The organism is Bartonella heixiaziensis (assembly GCF_046245125.2).
Classification (GTDB): Bacteria; Pseudomonadota; Alphaproteobacteria; order Rhizobiales; family Rhizobiaceae; genus Bartonella; species Bartonella heixiaziensis.
Map to the genome: position 1 here is coordinate 684,808 of NZ_CP176404.1, position 18,307 is coordinate 703,114.

The window sequence follows — 18,307 nt, forward strand, 5'->3', positions numbered from 1 at the left end:
TATAGGGTATGATATATTTCAAAGTTTAAAAAAACTTTTAAATTTTATTATAAGTTCACTTATTTTCATTTGTCTTATTACGGATTTTTTTTCTATTTGCAGCAAGGACTGCAAGAGCTGTCATATTGACAACTCCCCGCGAAGTTACTGAAGGCGTTAATATATGTACAGGACGTGAAGCTCCGATCAAAATAGGACCTACATGAAGTGCGTTGGTGAGATTTTTTACAATATTAAGTGTAATATTAGCTGCATCAAGCGTTGGAAAAACAAGCAAATTAGCTTCACCTTTTAGGCGTGAATCTGGAAAAACACGATCACGAAAAATTTTAGAAAGTGCGGCATCACCGTGCATTTCCCCATCAGCTTCTAAATTTGGGTATAATTTAGCAAGGATTTCAGTTGCGCGGCGCATTTTACGCGCACTTTCTGTATTTTTGGAACCAAAGTTTGAGTGTGATAATAAGGCCGCTTTGGGTGTTATACCAAATGCTTCAATTTCTTGAGCTGCTAGTACTGTCATTTCTGCTATTTCTTCTGCAGAAGGATCTTCATTGACATAAGTATCTGTTAGAAAAAGAGTGCGACGTTGAGAGATGAGCAAACTAACACAAGAAAAATGACTAACATTGGGATCAAGTCCAATAATTTGTTCAATCAATTCAAGATTACGCTCAAAACGCCCTTCTAAACCACAAATCATTGCATCAGCTTCTTCACGCATTACCGCGAGGGCAGCAATAGCTGTTGTTGACGTTCTCACGATTGTTTTGGCAACGTCAGGTGAGACACCACGCCTTCCTGTGTAGCGAAGAAATAAGTTAACATAATCACGAAAACGCGGGTCATCTTCTGGATTTGTAAGTTCAAAATCTATACCGGGCCGAATTCTTAGACCGAAGCGCTTTAATCTTGCCTCCACGACATGTGGACGGCCAATGAGAAGTGGTAACGCTGTTTGCTCTTCAAGAACAATTTGTGCTGCACGAAGCACGCGCTCATCTTCACCATTAGCGTAAATCACGCGTTTACGTTTGGCTGTTTTTGCAGCAGCAAAAACAGGTTTCATCGTTAAGCCAGAACGAAATACGAATCGATTAAGGATATCATGATAGGCTTCCATATCTTCAATTGGACGAATTGCAACCCCAGTTTGCATTGCTGCCTTAGCAACGGCAGGAGCGATGCGCAATATTAAGCGCGGATCAAAGGGAGAGGGGATCAAATAGTCTGGTCCAAAACTGGGGGGAGCCTTTGAATATGCGCGTGCTGCAACATCTGAAGATTCTTCACGGGCAAGAGCAGAAATGGCATAAACCGCTGCTATTTTCATTTCTTCGTTGATTGCAGTAGCACCAACATCTAATGCACCACGGAAGATATAAGGAAAACAAAGGACATTATTAACCTGGTTTGGATAATCAGAACGCCCTGTGCAGATCATTGCATCTGGTCGCACGGAGCGTGCTTCTTCTGGCATAATTTCTGGTGTTGGATTAGCAAGCGCTAAAATTAATGGATTTGGAGCCATTTTTTTCAGATATTCGGGTTTTAAAACACCACCCGCTGAAACACCTAGAAAAATATCCGCATTATCAATAATCTCGGATAAAGTTCGTGCATCAGTTTTTTGTGCATAGTTACTTTTCCAACGATCCATAAGTGTTTTGCGACCTTCATAAACAACCCCTTCTAAGTCGCTAAGCCAAATATTTTCAATTTTCGCTCCAAGACGAACCAAAAGATTAATACAAGCGAGAGCTGCGGCACCGGCGCCTGAGGCAACGATTTTTGCATTTTCAATTTTTTTCCCAGCGAGATTTAATGCATTTAATACGGCTGCAGAAACAATAATGGCAGTTCCATGTTGATCATCATGGAACACTGGAATATTCATCTTAGCGCGAAGTCTTTCTTCGATTTCAAAACATTCAGGAGCTTTAATATCTTCAAGATTAATGCCACCAAATGTAGGCTCTAAAGAAGATACAGTTTTGACCATTTCTTCAATATTGGGCGCATCAATCTCAATGTCAAAAACATCAATATTCGCAAATTTTTTGAATAAAACAGCTTTTCCTTCCATGACCGGTTTGGAAGCGAGAGGACCAATGTTTCCTAATCCAAGAACAGCAGTACCATTTGATATAACGGCGACTAAATTAGAACGGGAAGTATATTGGGCTGCAAGATTTGGATCTTTATGAATTGCAAGACATGGTGCAGCAACGCCTGGAGAATAAGCAAGAGCGAGATCACGTTGATTATCAAGAGGTGTTGTCGCTTGAATTTCTAATTTTCCAGGCTTTGGATGTTGGTGATAAAAAAGCGCTGCACTGTCAAGTTCAGTTTTTTTTGTACTGAAATTACTCTTCTCTTCTGTAGACATTTTTGCGATATCCAAGTTAGTATTATATTTATTATAGTGGTTTCTTCTACGATGAGGTTTTATTCATTGAGACTGTAAATTCTTTGAATACAAAAATGCACAGGTACAAGCAGATTCTTCTCAATTATTAAATGAGTTCGATGTTTTTTTTCGCTTGTGCTAGTTAATAAATTCATTGACGTTGGCACTATTATTTTTCTTTCGTTAGCAAAAATTTGCAGAAATTAACCAGTTTGCAAAAAACAGGTAAAATATTACAGAACATTACATTACCAAGCCGTTCTTTTTTTTTCAATGCTCGTGAGAAAGGATAAAAAAAGGTTTATTATTCATTGAACATGATTTCATAGTATATGCTGTATTCACACGTTTATAAGTGAGTATGAGATTTACAAACTGATATTTGCGAATTTTAAAGTGTTCGTATACTCTTTAGAAAAGACTGGCAAGCTGAATAATGGAAGTAACTTTGTTTATTATTGAATAGAGTAAAAGGAATTTCTTTTTAGTTGGAACTGCATTCAATTTTGTAAAATATGTTAACACAATGAAATTTAGCACTAATGAAATAAGCCATAAGGGTATAGAGTCTAATATCTGTGTTTTAATGAACAAAATTTAGTTAGAAAATCCGTGATCGGATATTTTATTTACACCTCAAAGTCCATTTTTATAATTTATATACGAGAAGTGAAGTAGAGAAGGGGGCTGATGATGGAAAGAGGGGGGAATAATGCTTATTCTATCAGAGCTGTAGGGTGTTGGACGGTTGATTATGCTATTTTAATAGGATTATGGTTTAGAATATCATAGAAACTTAAACGTCAACTATTCACTTAACTTTTGATGCATGACGCTACACTTGTAACCAACCTGTTATATGATGATGAGCGATTAAGAAAAATTGAAAAGAAACAAGTGGGAAAAATATTTTTTCCCACTTCTACAGTTGTCTATTGGATGCGGTCACTTGCGTGAGCAAGCAAAGTGTAAACTTTTCCAGTATCAGATATCAGATATTTTCGAACTGCGTTGGAAGAACCAGAACTGCGAGATACATCGCGTAAGAGTTTTTCAAAATCCTCAATATACTGATTAACGGAATTTTTAAAATTAACATCGTTCATATATTTTTTCTTGACAGTTTCAAATATGGCTTTCCCATTTAAAGTATAAAGGCGTTCTGTTACGATGTTTTTTTGACCACGCCGATAATGATCCCATAACTCAACGACAGCATTGTGGTTAATGGCTCTTACTATACCAGCTGCTAATGAATTAAGCGATCCATTTACAGGACGCGGTTTTGTTTGTACTGGTGCAAAAACAGCATCATTAGGTGTATCTTCACACAAGGTTTCTTCACGCGAAGCTCTTTCCAAGAGGCTTGATACCCATTTGTTTTGTCTTTTTTTACTTTGGTCTTGTTGCAAAATAGGTTTAGGCGGCACGATCTTCTTAATGACGTCAGGAGAGATATTATCACTTCTGTTAAGCGGTAATGATGTAGAAACTGCCGGTATTAATTTGTCCTTTACGCTACTTTGATTACTTTTTTGTATAACGCTTACCAAATCCTTTAATGCTATAATTTGTTCATTCAGAGCGGAGCGGATTGTTTGCGTTGTTTCTTTTGTTTTTTCTGGCAATTTTTGAACATTCTCATTAATATCATTATTAATTTTTGAAAGTTCTAAACGAATTTCATTAGCAGAGCGACGTATATCTTCTGTTGCTCCTGAAAAACGTGTAGAAGCTTCATTAATAAGCTGATTAAGTGATTGTTGGAGTGAATGCGTGGAATTACGTGCATTTTCACCAGTGCGTTCAAATCCCAAACTGATAGCATTTTCATAATGTTCAATCAGTTGATTGATTTCATCAGATTTTGAAACAAGAGCACTACTTAACGCAGAGAGCGTATTGTTTTTTTCCTCAAGTGTTGTATTGAACGAATTTTCAGACTGTTCGAGAACGCGAATGGTTTCAGAAAGTGTTTTTGCGTGTTCACCAAAACTGTTTGTTATGTGACTAATTTTTTCAAACGTATTTTGTGAGAGCCCTTGCAAAACCTCCACATTATTACTGAGTGCTTGATTCGAGGCTGATAAATGCTCTGCAACTTGGTGAGTATTGCGGAAAAAACTATTCGCAGTCTCGCTAAACTGACCATCAATATTTTGAACTGCTGATAATAAAACATTACTATTTTCGTTGAAACTGTAAATTGATTGATTCAATTGAGCAATGATGGAGGAAACATTATTGACAAGATCTTCCTTCATAGCAGTTATTGTTTGAAGTGTTTCAGAGTTTGTTTGTGTCAAGCTATTCACTAAAGATTCATTTTGTGCATAAATTCGTTGTTCAGCATCTTGTGTTGAAAGAGAGATTTGTTCACTGATATGCTGTGTTAAATGACTAATTGACTCAGTTGTATTCTGCGCAGCTTGATTTAAGTAATTTGTTAATTCTGTGAGTTTTCCAACATGCCCTGAAATTTGAGTAGCTGTTTGATTTCTTGATTCTTCCAAATGATTGGTTACAGCAGAAAGCTGTTCCCCTAGATTATTTTTAAGATTCTGCATAGAATGATGGAGAACATTGCAGCGTTCACTAAGGACTTCTTCAATTGCTGTTGCTGAAGTATGGATTGTTTCATTCAACAATGTTTGTGCATTATGGCTCGCCATTGTGAAGGCTTCCACAGTATGAGCTGTCTGCTCAGATAGAACAGAAAGAACTTTTTCACTGGTATCATAAACTGTTTGTTTAACGTTTGATACAATACGATTGCCAGACTCTGAGAGAATATTTTCTGCTTTCTCAGTAACATTCGTAACAGACGAAATTATCTGTTCCCCCGTAGAAGAGAGAATATCAGAGGCTTTTATAATTTTATCATGCAGGTTACCGGTAACGGTATTAACGGAATCCTCTAATGTGATGCGTATATTATCAACACTTGTTTCTAGTGCTTGTTGAATTGCTTGGTTCTGTTCATTATTAAGGATGATAGATGTTTGTAATATATCAGAGCGTTCTCCGAAAGCGGATGTTTGTGTTTCGATAGTTTCGCATACCTGACCAATTTTTTCAGATAATGTTTCTTCTAACGTAGCAGCACATTCGAAAATTTTTCGTGCACGAACTTCTAGATTTGTATCGAATGACTCCATGTGTGTTTCAAGAGCTTCAAAGAACCTTCCGTTGGATTGAGAAAGAGTATTCTTTAGAATTTCGGCATGATCTTCGAGGTTTCTGATATGGCCTTGAACAGTTTCAGTAATATTCTTGTTATTGGCAACAATTGCATTCTCAACCAAATCTATCTGTTGTTTTAATGCGACATCAACACGTATATCGCTTTTTGCGATGAGATTATGGATTGTTTCCATCCGTTGTTCGAGTGTGCGTGCTTGATCTGCAAGAACTTCGTTAAGAGAAAAACTATTAATAGCCAAAGAGTCACGTAAAGCATCAGCACGTATATCAATATTTCTAGCTTGTGCTTCTAAAGCATCTTTAGTTGTATTGCAGCTTTGCGTAATAACTTCTTGTAGCTTCTCTGTGCACTGAGCTATATTTTCCACATGAGTTTCGGCATGCTGATCAATAACTTGAACACTATTAATCAGAACTTTTTCAATACTTGAAGCATTTTCAGCTAAGACATCAATCTGATTTTTTAATGTATCCGCGATTTTATTCTTTTCGCTGTCAAGCATATCTGCCATCATGCTTCTTTGATCAGAAAGTTGTAATTTGAAATCTTGCGAGCGTTCTCGTATGATATCAACAATTGCATTATCAACATTTTTAATTTCTTCTCTAAGCGTTTCTTTGCTTTTGTCGATTGCAGAAAGAATATTGTCGTGCCCGCTTGTGAAAGCGTTGGTGATATCAGCTGTTCTTTCTTTGAGATTTGCGTTAATTTGCAAAGCGTGTGATTCTAAGAAATCACCAAGCTTTTCAGCATTATCTTCTAAAGTTTGAGTGCGAGCAATGAAAGATTCGATTATAGAATCACTGTGTTCTTTGAGAGAAAGATCAACAGTTGCTAAACGATTTTCAAAGGCTTCAATTGCTTCTGAAGTTACGTTATCGAATTTAGAAGAGAGTTTATATGCTTGCTCGTCGAGTTGCATGATTTTCTCATCAAAATTCTGCAAAGATTGATTATTGCGATCAATAATGACTTCATCTAACGTTTTAAATTTCTCATCAATACTATGCAGTGTCTGATCTGTTGCTGCTTGTATATGTGTTGTAATTTTAGCGATATGCAGCTCAGCTTTAGAAGCTGCTTCATTAAAAGTTTTCTCTATTTGTTTTTCATTATTATCAAAACGTTTTGAGAAACCATCAAAGTTTTTCCCTAATTCATGGAAAAATTCTGTATTTTTCTGCTGAATTTGTGTTGTGGTTTCGTTAAATTTTTCAGCAAGCTGATTTGTTACGCCGTCGCCTGCATAGGAAAGTTTTGCAACAAGATCTTCTCCTTGTTTTTGTAAGGTCTGAGAAAGAGTTTGCGCAAGTTTTTCAACATTGGTTACAATTTTAGAGGTAACCAAGCCGAATTCATCACTCAGTTGTTCTTGTGTTCCTTTAATTGTTGATTGTACACGATCAGCATGATTCAAAATTGCTATGCGTTCATTGCTCAATTCTTTGATTAACGTATGAATGCGTGATTCGTTTTCAGCATAGGCTTGTTCTAGGTTATGAACTTCACCTTGTATAATAGCTTCAAGCTCAACAGCACGTCCAAGGGTGCGTTCAATCCCCTCGTTCATTGCCGCCACTTCTTCGCGAATGGTTTGTCCTATAGCAACAGCTTGTTTTTCAGATATATGTGGTTCACTGAGGCGCTGTGCAGCATTGGTCATAAAAACGGCAATATTGTGCAATTCGTTTGAGCGTTTTGTTAATTGAGCAAATCCCCAAGACATCAGGATAGGAATTGTTGTTCCCGCCGCTACAGCCAGTCCAGTTGGAGATGTAAAAAAAGTAGTAATATTTGATAAAGAACCAAGTCCAGCGGGAGCTAGTTTATGAGCAATAAAAGCACCCCCTGCTGCCCATAGAGCACTAAGCGCTGTTGTACACAAGTAGATTCGAGAGATAGAATTAGGCTTTAATGTTTCAAAATTTAAAGGGGTTGTTAAATCATCATTAGCGGGGAGAGGTTGTGCAGACAACAGTGTCTTATGTACTGTTCCTCCCGAAAGTTCATGTGTAGGCTTTGGGGCAAAGAGCTGCTCAACAACGGATTCATCAACAACAGTATTATCATGAATATTCGAGGCAAGAATCGAAACGCCATTTTCAGCGAAAATTTCTTCTTCTGCTGCTGCAATCTTCTGAATCAAATCATCTACATTCACTACATTCTCAGAATCATTGGATGATATCATTTCAATTCCATCATCATCAAAGTCAAAATTCATAGCTTTTGTGAGAGCTTCTTCAACTTCAACTTCAAATGTTTGTAATTTGGTTCTGCGTGCCATACTCGCCTCGTACTCTTACAGATGAAAAAGGGATACGTCCTCTTCCATATCACTTCAGTATACTAGCTGTTAATTATTTAGAAAGGAATATGTTCGGGGTAAAATTTTAAAAACTTATCAAGATAAAGTTAATGCTGCTTCTTTACTGTGTTAAAAAAATGGTATAAAATATAATAAAAACAAAGCATTACTTAGTTGTGCCCATAATAAAAATACTGTTTACAACTCTGGTTTATAGAGAGGATTATGAGATTACTGTATTTTGAAATAAGAGCAATTTGATGACAGTTATGCACAGTGTTTTTAAAAAGATCTATGGCGTGCAGGTGCGTTTATGTATGTGTAGTGTTTCATATTCCGATGACGAACTGATGAATGATACCATTTGCAATACGTAGTAAGTATAAGAGTAGTAAGTATAAGATTTGAATGGGAGCAATTGGCTATGATACTCCCTTAAAAAAGTATGTGGTGTGAAATATATTGTATGTGTAATTTGGGGAAACAATAAAATATATTGGGTGCAAAATAAAAGGGCGGCAATTAAAAGGAATTGATAAAAAGGTAAAGATAAGGAAAGTCCCGTATTTATAACTGGTTTTCACGCGGTATATGATGCTCGTTGTTTTAATAGAGTATTTTTTCTTTATATTAAGTTGTCTTGTGCTAAATTTTAAAGCTTCCACGTTGACAATTCGATATTTTTCAGTCGATATGCATGCACGGATATTTTATGCAATTCGAAATGAAGGTGTAAGAATAATGGCAGAACGATCACAACACCTGCAAGATGTATTTTTAAATACGGTGCGCAAGCAAAAAATTTCTCTTACAATTTTTCTTGTAAATGGAGTTAAACTAACGGGTATTGTAACCTCATTTGACAATTTTTGTGTCCTTTTACGTCGTGATGGACATGCACAATTGGTTTATAAGCATGCTATTTCTACAATTATGCCGGGACAGCCTGTACAGATGTTTGAAGGTGAAAGCTCTGAATAAACTAGCCACTTTGCTATAGATCATAGATCTCTTATCCCATTTAAAAGCACTTAGACTGTTATGATCAATGAAAATGAGAGATTTGGAGGTTTTTTTCCACAGGTTGTAGAACAGGTGCGCGCACTTGTTTTGGTGCCGATTTTTCAAGAAAAAAAAAGTGAGAGTGCTTCATGTGAAAGTTCTGTATTTTCTAGGCTCAAAGAAGCATTAGGCTTGGCGCGTGCTATAAGGTTGGAAGTTATTTATTATGAAACGGTTAATATTGCTACATTGCGTCCGGCGACTTTTTTTGGAAAAGGCAAGGTAGATAAGCTTGCTCATTATATAAGTGAATATCATATTGAACTTGCAATTGTAGATCATTTTCTAACCCCAGTGCAGCAGCGTAATTTAGAAAAATTGTGGAATTGCAAAGTTATCGATAGGACGGCCTTGATTCTTGAAATTTTTGGAGATCGTGCGCGAACGAAGGAAGGGGTCTTACAAGTCGAGTTAGCGCATTTATCTTATCAGAAAAGTAGGCTTGTACGGAGCTGGACGCACTTGGAAAGGCAACGGGGTGGACGTGGTTTTTTAGGTGGACCTGGTGAAACTCAGATTGAAGCAGATAGGCGTCTTTTGCAAGAAAAAATTATTCGTATTCGTCGCGAATTAGAAACGGTTGTTAAGACACGTGCTCTTCATAGAACAAAAAGAAAAAAAGCATCCCACCCTGTTGTCGCTTTGGTAGGATATACCAATACCGGAAAATCAACCCTTTTTAATCGGTTAAGTGGTGCAGATGTTTTAGCAAAAGATATGTTGTTTGCAACGCTTGATCCAACTTTGCGCAAGGTTGTTCTTCCCCATGGGAAAACTATTCTTTTATCTGATACTGTAGGTTTTATCTCTAACTTACCAACAAATTTGATTGCGGCTTTTAGGGCGACCCTTGAAGAAGTGGTGGAAGCTGATCTCATTCTTCATGTGAGAGATATATCAGATCTTGATCATCGTGCGCATGCTCAAGATGTTTTAAAAGTTCTGTCAAGTCTTGGTATCAATATTGGTGATACAGAGCATATCATAGAAGTTTGGAATAAGACTGATATATTGGATGAGCATGCAATGAGTGTTTTGCAAACAAGTGCAAAAACACGGTTAAATCCTGCAGTAATGGTATCAGCACTCATGAGCGATGGACTCGATCACTTATTAGAAACAATCGAAAAACGAATTTTTGGAGAAATGCACAGCATTGAATGTCTTTTAAGACCTCATGAAATGTCGCTTATTGATTGGTTTTATGCAAATTCTGGTGAAATAATGCAGGAAGGGCATGATGATGGTTCTGTTACCATTAGAGCCATGCTTACTGCCGAAGCAAAAAAACGACTAGATCATATCAAACAAAATATGAATTAAAGTTTCTTTTGAGTTATTGCTAAACATTTTTTCTTAAAGTTTATGTTTTTATTATCTCAAAATAATATGACTTCAAGTTAAGAGGATAGTTACTACTTTCTCTTAAATAAAAAAATATGAATTATTTTGTTGATTGAAATAAAGATGAATTTTAAGTGCGATAGAAAACTGTTGATAAACACAGCAATGCGAAACGTTTTGATTGTTTTGTTGTTGGCAGTGCTCTGTACATTTTTTTGTTGCTTGTATTACTTTTTTCAGCCACGAGTCTATCGAGCAACCTTAACATTTTCATTATCTGATTCTGTGGGCAAGCCTTTTCCAGTCGATCAACAAAATAATGTTGTTGCTTTTTTATTTTCACAGCCCTTTATTTTAAAGGATTCAAGCTTACAGAGTTTTTCTCTCAATGCTTCTCACAAAAAAGATTTTCGTGAAAGTATTCGTCTCTCTCGCAATGGTGATTTCATCAATCTTACTTTTGAAGCAGGAACACTTGAAGCTGCTCAACAGGGATTGGAAAATTGGTTTGCGGTATTTTCAGAAGTAATTCTAAAACAGAATCAAAAATTATCTTTAACAGAGCAGAAAACTAATCAACAATATGATAAGACTGCGGTGCTAAATATAGTGCATGGATTTCGCTCATCTGTCGATTCTTTCATTCACCACGATGTAAAACAAACAGAACTTAATGATCTTTCTGTGCAATTAACAGAAGCAACTTTAAGGCGTATTCGTTTAACGAGTTTGAATTCAACCATTCAGATGATGCGCACAAGTGGACAATCCTTACTGTCTTTATCATTTATTGCAAATAATTCAACGATTGTTGCATTAGAATCCAAACGTAATCTTTTGGAAACGCAAAGAGCACATATGGTTGCACAATTAGGTTGGACACACCCTCAAATTAAGGCAATGACTGCGGAATTAGAGGTACTTTCTCATCAATTAGAAAATAAAATTTTGCAGATCGCTCGTCAAATTCATTCAGATGAAGTTATTGCAAGGGAGTTTGAAGAACAGCTCAAAAAAAAGATTAGCCTTTTTGTAACAGATCAATCCCAATCTTTGAATCAAATGTTTAATGAGCTAGAAAATAAAATAAAAGCAGTAGTAGATGCGCAAAGCAAAAAGATGAGCAAGGATACGCCTTTCTTACAAGAGACAAAGATTCATGTAGTTGTGCCAACAACATTAGCGCCAATTCCTTTTATAACTTTGTACGGAAAAAATATTATTGTTAGTGTGTTTGCAAGTTTGGTCACTATTTTGGGAGTTTTTTTATTTTTTCATCAATGTTCAAGAACAAAAAAAGATCAAGCGGAAAAAAATGCTTTGAAAAATGATGAGAGCATTTTAGTAGCTAAGAGCATAAAGAGTCTTGAGACTTGTATTACAATAGAGCGATTATCTGATTTATTGAAAGAGCGGGTTTCAACAGTTGTCTCAATAATTGGGCCAGAGGCTGCTCGGACAGCAGCAAAACTCTCTCTTCATCTCATAAAAGAGCGCAAAGCAGTTCTGTTGGTGGATATTTCTGGTCAACAAATAGAGAAAATCATTGGTCCACATCGGGGCTTAAGCGATATTTTAACTGGAAATGCCCGATTGCAGGATGTTATTTATCGTGATTATGACACAGAGGTTGATATTCTTCCCCAAGGATTAACAAGTGCTGTTTGTGCACAAGAATTTTCAAATGATATTCCCCATATATTACAAGAATTTAAAAAAGATTATGATTTTATCATTTTAGAAATGGCGAGTGAACCTAAATACGGATTTCAGCAATTTGCAGAGATCACAGACTATTACATTTGTAGCATTGTTCTTAACAAACAGGATTGGATGATGAAAATGGTAAGCAAATTTCCGAAAACTGTTTACCGAGTGGTTACATCATAACAAATGTCGTAAAATAAGAATATTCGTCATGTGTTATAGCGGTACGCTTGTTTTGTGCTAAAGTTGTTGTACATACTAAGATACTATGGTTTAACGTTTAAATTTTGCAATGAATTGTGGTTGGAGAGAGACGTGGGGAAATCAGAGATGGCAGTGAAGGATAAGAGTGTTTTGATAGCATTGCAAAAGAAAAATCGAAAACAAATTCAAATGTGGCTTTATTCTATTTTATTGCTTTGTTTGGCAATTGTTTTAGTGGGGGGAGTTACCCGTTTAACGGGATCAGGATTATCAATAACTGAATGGAAACCAATTCACGGTGTCATCCCGCCGATTGGGGTAGAGCAATGGCAGGAAGAATTTTCGAAATATCAACAGATAGCACAATATAAGTTGCTTAATCGCGATATGACATTAAGTGCGTTTAAGGTCATTTTTTGGTGGGAATGGGCGCATCGCGTTCTTGGGCGTCTTGTTGGGCTTGTAGCTTTGTTGGGATTAATTTGGTTTTGGGTGACCAAACGTATTGAAAAAAATATTTTGCTTCAGCTTGCCATTGTGCCAGTTCTTATCGCTGTTCAAGGAGCTATTGGTTGGTGGATGGTGGCTTCAGGCGTTGGTCAAAGTAATCTGACAAGCGTAAGCCAATATCGTTTGGCATTTCATCTTATAACAGCATGTTTTGTTATTATTTTTGTCACTTACTTATCGCGAGGGCTTACAGAATATTCAGAAAAGCCAGCAAATCAAAGCGTTCAAAATTTTGCGGGTTGGCTTATTGTTCTTATTTTGCTTGAAATTTATTTTGGTGCTTTGGTTGCAGGGCTTCATGCGGGTAAAGTGTATAATACATGGCCGCTTATGGATGGTCAGATTATACCGGATGGCTTGTTCCAACATAATCCCGTTTGGCTTAATTTATTTGAAAATCCCTTGACAGTTCAGTTTGCTCACCGCTTTTTTGCTTATCTTTTGTTTATTACAGCAGTCATTCATGCTTTGTATGTACAAAAGAATGCTCCAAACTCAACTCATGCTCGCCGTGCATTTTTTATATGTGTTATGATCGTAGTTCAGGCATTTTTGGGTATTCTTACCTTATTACATGAGGTTCCAATAAGTTTAGGGCTTATTCATCAAAGTGTTGCGTTAGCAGTATTGTGTTTTTCGGTTGCGCATTGGCGAGCAACAAAAGGAGCATATCGTGCTGTTGAATAAAATTTTCATTCAGAGAAATGTTAGCATTCTGAAAGCATTAAGTCCAGATTTTGAACAGCAGCTGCGGATGCCCCTTTTCCTAAATTATCTAATATGGCACAGAGATTGAAGATCCCTTCACGCTCATTACCAAAGACAAATAATTTCATACCATCTTTATGTGCTAAGCATTCTGGGTTGAGTTTGGTGAGCGCATCAGTTTCTTCTTGTGTGGCAACCGATATGATACTTTGTCCATCGTAATGGTTTTCAAGGATTTCGCGTAAATCAGAACAGTTCGCTGATTTTGTAAATAAGTGACGATGCAGTGGAAGATTTACAATCATTCCTTGAGGGAAACGACCGACACTTGGGATGAAAATGGGTGTTTGGTTGATCTGTCCGTAGATTTTAATTTCTGGCACATGTTTGTGTTCAAGATTGAGACCATAAATGAAATAATTTTCGCGAAGATCATCTTTTGGCGATTGATTTTCCATGTGTGCAATCAATTGTTTTCCTCCACCGGTGTAGCCAGATATTGCATTAATTGATACCGGATAATAGGCATCGAGCAGTCCTGATTCACGGAGTGGTCGAATTAAGCTAATTGCGCCGGTAGGATAACATCCGGGATTGGTTACGTAACGCGCTGCTTGGATGCGTTCTTTTTGTCCTGCAGTCATTTCAGGAAAACCATAGACCCATTCTGGTGCAATACGGTGAGCTGTTGAGCTATCAATAATTTTAATTTTTTTATTATTTTTTAGCTGGTTAACTGTTTCGCGTGCAACATCATCTGGAAGACACAAAATAGCAATGTCGCTTTGATGAAGATAGTCTCGTCGAATATCAATATTATGTCGATTTGTATGAGCAAGAGAGAGTACTTCTAAATCCGAACGCTCTGCTAGTCGTTTTTGTATTTGTAGACCGGTTGTTCCATGTTCACCATCAATAAAGACTTTTATTGCCATTCTATCTACCTTGAATCGATTTTTTACTGCTATATGCAGTTTATTAAATAGTAAATTAGCTTAAATTACTGCTAGCTTAAATGATAGCTTTTAAATATTGAATTTCTTGAGATGATAGATTGTTTTATTTGTAAAAAATGCTTCTAAAAAAATTCAAAATTAAGAGCGTGTAAAGAAAAACTTAAATCCCATTTATTCTTGTGGAGATAAAAAATTGTTTTTTATAGGGCAAAAGAACAAGACAAATATTTGCTCTATTTTTGAATGAAAGTGTTTTAAAATATTTGGTCTGCACAGTTTGCTGTGTTATCGTTCCTTACTTTAGTTTTTTTATGTTAGGAACGTGTTTTATGACCCAGCAAGCAAGTGACGCAGAAAAGCGCTTTTTTAATGATAATTTACAAACCGTTGATGTTGCAATCTTTGATGCAATCAGGGGTGAGTTTGAACGTCAACAACATGAGATTGAGCTGATTGCATCAGAGAATATTGTTTCGAGAGCAGTTCTTGAAGCACAGGGATCGATTTTAACCAATAAATATGCAGAAGGTTATCCAGGAAAGCGCTACTATGGAGGGTGTCACTTTGTTGATGTCGTTGAAGAGTTAGCAATTGAACGCGCAAAAAAACTTTTTGGTGCTGCTTTTGCAAATGTTCAACCTCATTCTGGTAGCCAAATGAATCAAGCTGTCTTTTTAGCTTTACTCCAACCTGGTGATACATTTATGGGGTTGGATTTAAATTCTGGTGGTCATCTTACCCACGGTTCATCTGTTAATATGTCAGGAAAATGGTTTGATGTTGTTTCCTATGGTGTGCGTCAAGAAGATCAGATTGTTGATATGGAGGAGGTTGAACGGCTTGCAAAGAAATGTAAGCCCAAACTTATTATAGCAGGTGGATCGTCTTATCCTCGCCTATGGGATTGGAAACGGTTCCGTGAAATTGCAGATGAGATTGGTGCTTATTTACTCGTTGATATGTCTCATATTGCTGGTTTAGTCGCTGGTGGTGTTCATCCTTCTCCTGTTCCGCATGCGCACATTGTAACGACGACAACGCATAAATCATTGCGAGGACCTCGTGGTGGTTTGATATTGACAAACGATGAATCTTTAGCAAAAAAGGTCAATTCAGCAATTTTCCCCGGTCTTCAAGGTGGTCCTTTAATGCACGTGATTGCGGCTAAGGCTATTGCATTTGAAGAGGCTTTGCAGCCTTCTTTCAAAAACTATAGTGCTAATGTGGTTGCCAATGCGAAAACTTTAGCAAAGACATTACAGAATAATGGTTTTAATATTGTTTCTGGTGGTACAGATAATCATTTATTGTTGGTTGATTTACGTTCCAAAAATGTGACAGGACAACGTGCGGAATTGGCTTTGGGACGTGCTCATATTACTTGCAACAAAAATGGTATTCCTTTTGATCCTGAAACACCATCTGTAACATCAGGAATTCGTTTGGGTTCTCCTGCTGCGACGACACGTGGTTTTGCAGAAAGTGAGTTTATTCAAGTTGGTGATTTCATTTCAGAAGTTCTTGATGGTCTCAGTGGAGCAAAAAGCGATGAGGATAATAGGAGCATTGAAATAGCTGTTAGGAAAAAGGTGAAAGATATGACGGATAAATTTCCTCTTTACTCTTATCTTAGCACTTGTTAAGGGTATAAAAAATGCGCTGTCCTTACTGCCAATATGAGGATACACAGGTTAAGGATTCGCGTCCTGCTGAGGAGGGAGCGGTCATTCGTCGTCGGCGTGTGTGTTCCGTTTGCGGTGGCCGTTTTACAACTTTTGAACGCGTGCAGTTGCGTGAGCTTTTGGTCTCTAAAAAAAGTGGTCGATGTGAGCCATTTGATCGTGATAAGTTGATGAGATCGGTTGATATCGCTGTGCGTAAACGCAATATTGATCCCGAGCATCTAGAACAAGCAATTTCTGGCATTGTCCGTCGGCTCGAGAGTTTAGGGGAACCAGAGATTGCTTCGGAAAAAATTGGATATCTTGTGATGGAAGCATTGAAAAGCATTGATGATATTGCCTATATCCGATTTGCTTCTGTCTATCGGGATTTTCGTAATGCAAGCGATTTTCACGATGTTATAGATGAGTTGTCAAAGGGTATAACGGATACAGAATCTTGTTTTGATGAATAAAAAAGCGCAAGATGAGCGGTTTATGGCTGCTGCTATCCGTTTGGCAGAACGTCATGTCGGTCTTACTGGTGAAAATCCTTCTGTCGGCACATTAATCGCACGAAATGATGACACTGCAGGAATATCCATTGTCGGTTATGGTGTAACAGCTATCCATGGGAGGCCTCATGCTGAGGTACAAGCTTTACACATGGCTGGCCCCTTGGCTCGTGGTGCTACTGCCTATGTTACTTTAGAGCCTTGTTCGCATTATGGTAAAACTTCGCCATGTGTAAATGCACTCATTGATTCGGGTATTTCACGGGTTGTTATTGCTCTTACTGATCTAGATAAGCGGGTTGATGGCCGTGGTATTGCCCTTTTACGTGCAGCGGGCATTGAAGTTGTTGAGGGGGTTTTAGCTGAAGAGGCTTTTGAAGCGTTGTGCACGCATTGGTGTATAAGGAAGCTGCAACGCTGTGCGGTCACTTTAAAAATGGCAATTTCTGCTGATAATGGTGTGGGAAAAAGGGGGCAGGGTGGGATAAAAATTAGTGGAATAATTTCTCACACCCATACCCATATTCTACGTGCCCAAAATAATGCTATCATGGTTGGCATTGGCACTATATTAGCAGATGATCCGCAATTAAATTGCCGCTTACCAGGGCTGGAGATACGTTCACCTACACGTATTATTTTGGATGCAGATTTATCTATCCCGCTTGAAGCAAAAGTGGTTCAAACGGCAACAACAGTTCCTACTTGGGTTATTTGTGATACGAATCTTTCAAAGAAAAATAAAAAAAGCGCACTGGAACAGTGCGGTGTGTCTGTGTATTCGATAGAAATGAGCAATGGTTACATGCAGCCACTTGCTATTTTACAGCTGCTTTATCAACATGGCATCAATAGCGTTTTGCTTGAGGGAGGGGCAAAAACAGGGGAAATGTTTTTAAATGCTGGTTGTGTGGATCGTCTGATATGTTTTTATGCGCCCGTTATTTTAGGCGAAGGTCGTGTTGAAGCCCCCCATTTTGGAAATTATCTTTCGCAATTTCATAAAGTTGAGGCAAGAATGTTTGGAAATGACCGTTTTTATAAATGGAGGAGTAAAGCACTATGTTTACAGGGATTATAACAGACATCGGTTGTGTTGAAGATGTACAACCTTTAAAGCAAGGGGTGCGTTTAGATATTTCTACACGCTATGACATACAGAGTTTGGAAATTGGTGCATCGATTGCGTGTTCAGGGATTTGTCTGACAATTGTTGAGCGGGGGTCAAAACAAGCGACTGCTGGTTGGTTTGCTGTAGAAGCATGGGAAGAAGCATTACGTTTGACTAATCTTGCACAATGGGCAAAAGGAACTTTTGTTAATTTGGAACGCTCGCTACGATTGGGTGATGAAATGGGTGGGCATTTGGTTTCTGGTCATATTGATGGTTTGGCTGAGATTATTGATAAGAGAAATGAAGGTGATGCAGTTCGTTTTTTCCTACAAATTCCAAAACAATTTGTACCTTTTATTGTAAATAAAGGTTCTATTGCACTTAATGGAGTATCGTTGACCGTTAATTGTGTTGAGGATTGTATTTTTGACGTTCTTATTATTCGTCATACACTTGAAATGACAACTTGGGGAAAAGCTAAAATTGGAGATCACGTTAATTTAGAAATTGATCAACTTGCTCGTTATGTTGCCAAACTTTCTCATTTTAAAATACAAGATGAATAAGCGGAACGTTTATTATATTTTTTAAAACATTTGTGTT

The 18,307-nt window shown here is 37.4% G+C and carries 11 protein-coding genes; 8 read left to right on the forward strand and 3 right to left on the reverse strand.

Features of this window, described 5'->3' with window-relative positions:
* Positions 1–55 precede the first annotated feature (55 nt).
* Both ACKC4Y_RS02975 and ACKC4Y_RS02980 read right to left on the reverse strand, forming a co-directional pair.
* Positions 56–2,389 (reverse strand): NADP-dependent malic enzyme, encoded by a 2,334-nt coding sequence (locus ACKC4Y_RS02975; RefSeq protein ID WP_409361902.1) that lies wholly within the window; start codon positions 2,387–2,389, stop codon positions 56–58.
* A 953-nt stretch (positions 2,390–3,342) separates the two neighbouring features.
* Positions 3,343–7,902 carry an apolipoprotein A-IV repeat region-like domain-containing protein gene (locus ACKC4Y_RS02980; RefSeq protein ID WP_409361903.1) on the reverse strand — a complete coding sequence of 1,520 codons (4,560 nt, stop codon included), beginning with the start codon at positions 7,900–7,902 and terminating at the stop codon, positions 3,343–3,345.
* A gap of 762 nt (positions 7,903–8,664) precedes the next feature.
* Between ACKC4Y_RS02980 and hfq the strand changes: the two genes are divergently transcribed.
* The 4 genes from hfq (at position 8,665) to ACKC4Y_RS03000 (ending at position 13,437) form a co-directional block, all read left to right on the forward strand.
* Positions 8,665–8,904, forward strand: a complete 240-nt coding sequence (gene hfq / locus ACKC4Y_RS02985) for an RNA chaperone Hfq (RefSeq protein WP_011179303.1) — start codon at positions 8,665–8,667, stop codon at positions 8,902–8,904.
* 60 nt (positions 8,905–8,964) lie between these two features.
* Entirely contained in the window at positions 8,965–10,308 is a 1,344-nt protein-coding gene (hflX, locus tag ACKC4Y_RS02990; protein ID WP_409361904.1) for a GTPase HflX, read from the forward strand.
* Between the two features lie 144 nt (positions 10,309–10,452).
* Entirely contained in the window at positions 10,453–12,219 is a 1,767-nt protein-coding gene (locus ACKC4Y_RS02995; RefSeq protein WP_409361905.1) for a hypothetical protein, read from the forward strand.
* A gap of 147 nt (positions 12,220–12,366) precedes the next feature.
* A complete protein-coding gene (locus ACKC4Y_RS03000; protein ID WP_409361906.1) occupies positions 12,367–13,437 on the forward strand; it encodes a COX15/CtaA family protein in 1,071 nt (356 codons plus the stop codon).
* A 20-nt stretch (positions 13,438–13,457) separates the two neighbouring features.
* Here the strand turns inward: ACKC4Y_RS03000 and argC are convergent, their stop codons facing one another.
* Complete coding sequence (gene argC / locus ACKC4Y_RS03005) at positions 13,458–14,393, reverse strand: N-acetyl-gamma-glutamyl-phosphate reductase (RefSeq protein WP_409361907.1); 936 nt, start codon at positions 14,391–14,393, stop codon at positions 13,458–13,460.
* Between the two features lie 350 nt (positions 14,394–14,743).
* Here argC and glyA point away from each other — a divergent pair, with 350 nt between their 5' ends.
* Genes glyA through ACKC4Y_RS03025 form a run of 4 tightly spaced genes read left to right on the forward strand, consistent with a single transcriptional unit; the run spans position 14,744 to position 18,270 of the window.
* Positions 14,744–16,057: a serine hydroxymethyltransferase gene (gene glyA, locus ACKC4Y_RS03010; RefSeq protein WP_409361908.1), complete on the forward strand. Its 1,314-nt coding sequence runs from the start codon at positions 14,744–14,746 to the stop codon at positions 16,055–16,057.
* Between the two features lie 11 nt (positions 16,058–16,068).
* A complete protein-coding gene (gene nrdR, locus ACKC4Y_RS03015; protein ID WP_409361909.1) occupies positions 16,069–16,551 on the forward strand; it encodes a transcriptional regulator NrdR in 483 nt (160 codons plus the stop codon).
* A complete protein-coding gene (ribD, locus tag ACKC4Y_RS03020) occupies positions 16,544–17,671 on the forward strand; it encodes a bifunctional diaminohydroxyphosphoribosylaminopyrimidine deaminase/5-amino-6-(5-phosphoribosylamino)uracil reductase RibD (protein ID WP_409361910.1) in 1,128 nt (375 codons plus the stop codon). Before nrdR ends, ribD begins: the two co-directional genes overlap by 8 nt.
* Positions 17,653–18,270: a riboflavin synthase gene (locus ACKC4Y_RS03025; protein ID WP_409361911.1), complete on the forward strand. Its 618-nt coding sequence runs from the start codon at positions 17,653–17,655 to the stop codon at positions 18,268–18,270. The genes ribD and ACKC4Y_RS03025 overlap by 19 nt, the downstream gene beginning before the upstream one ends.
* Positions 18,271–18,307 lie beyond the last annotated feature (37 nt).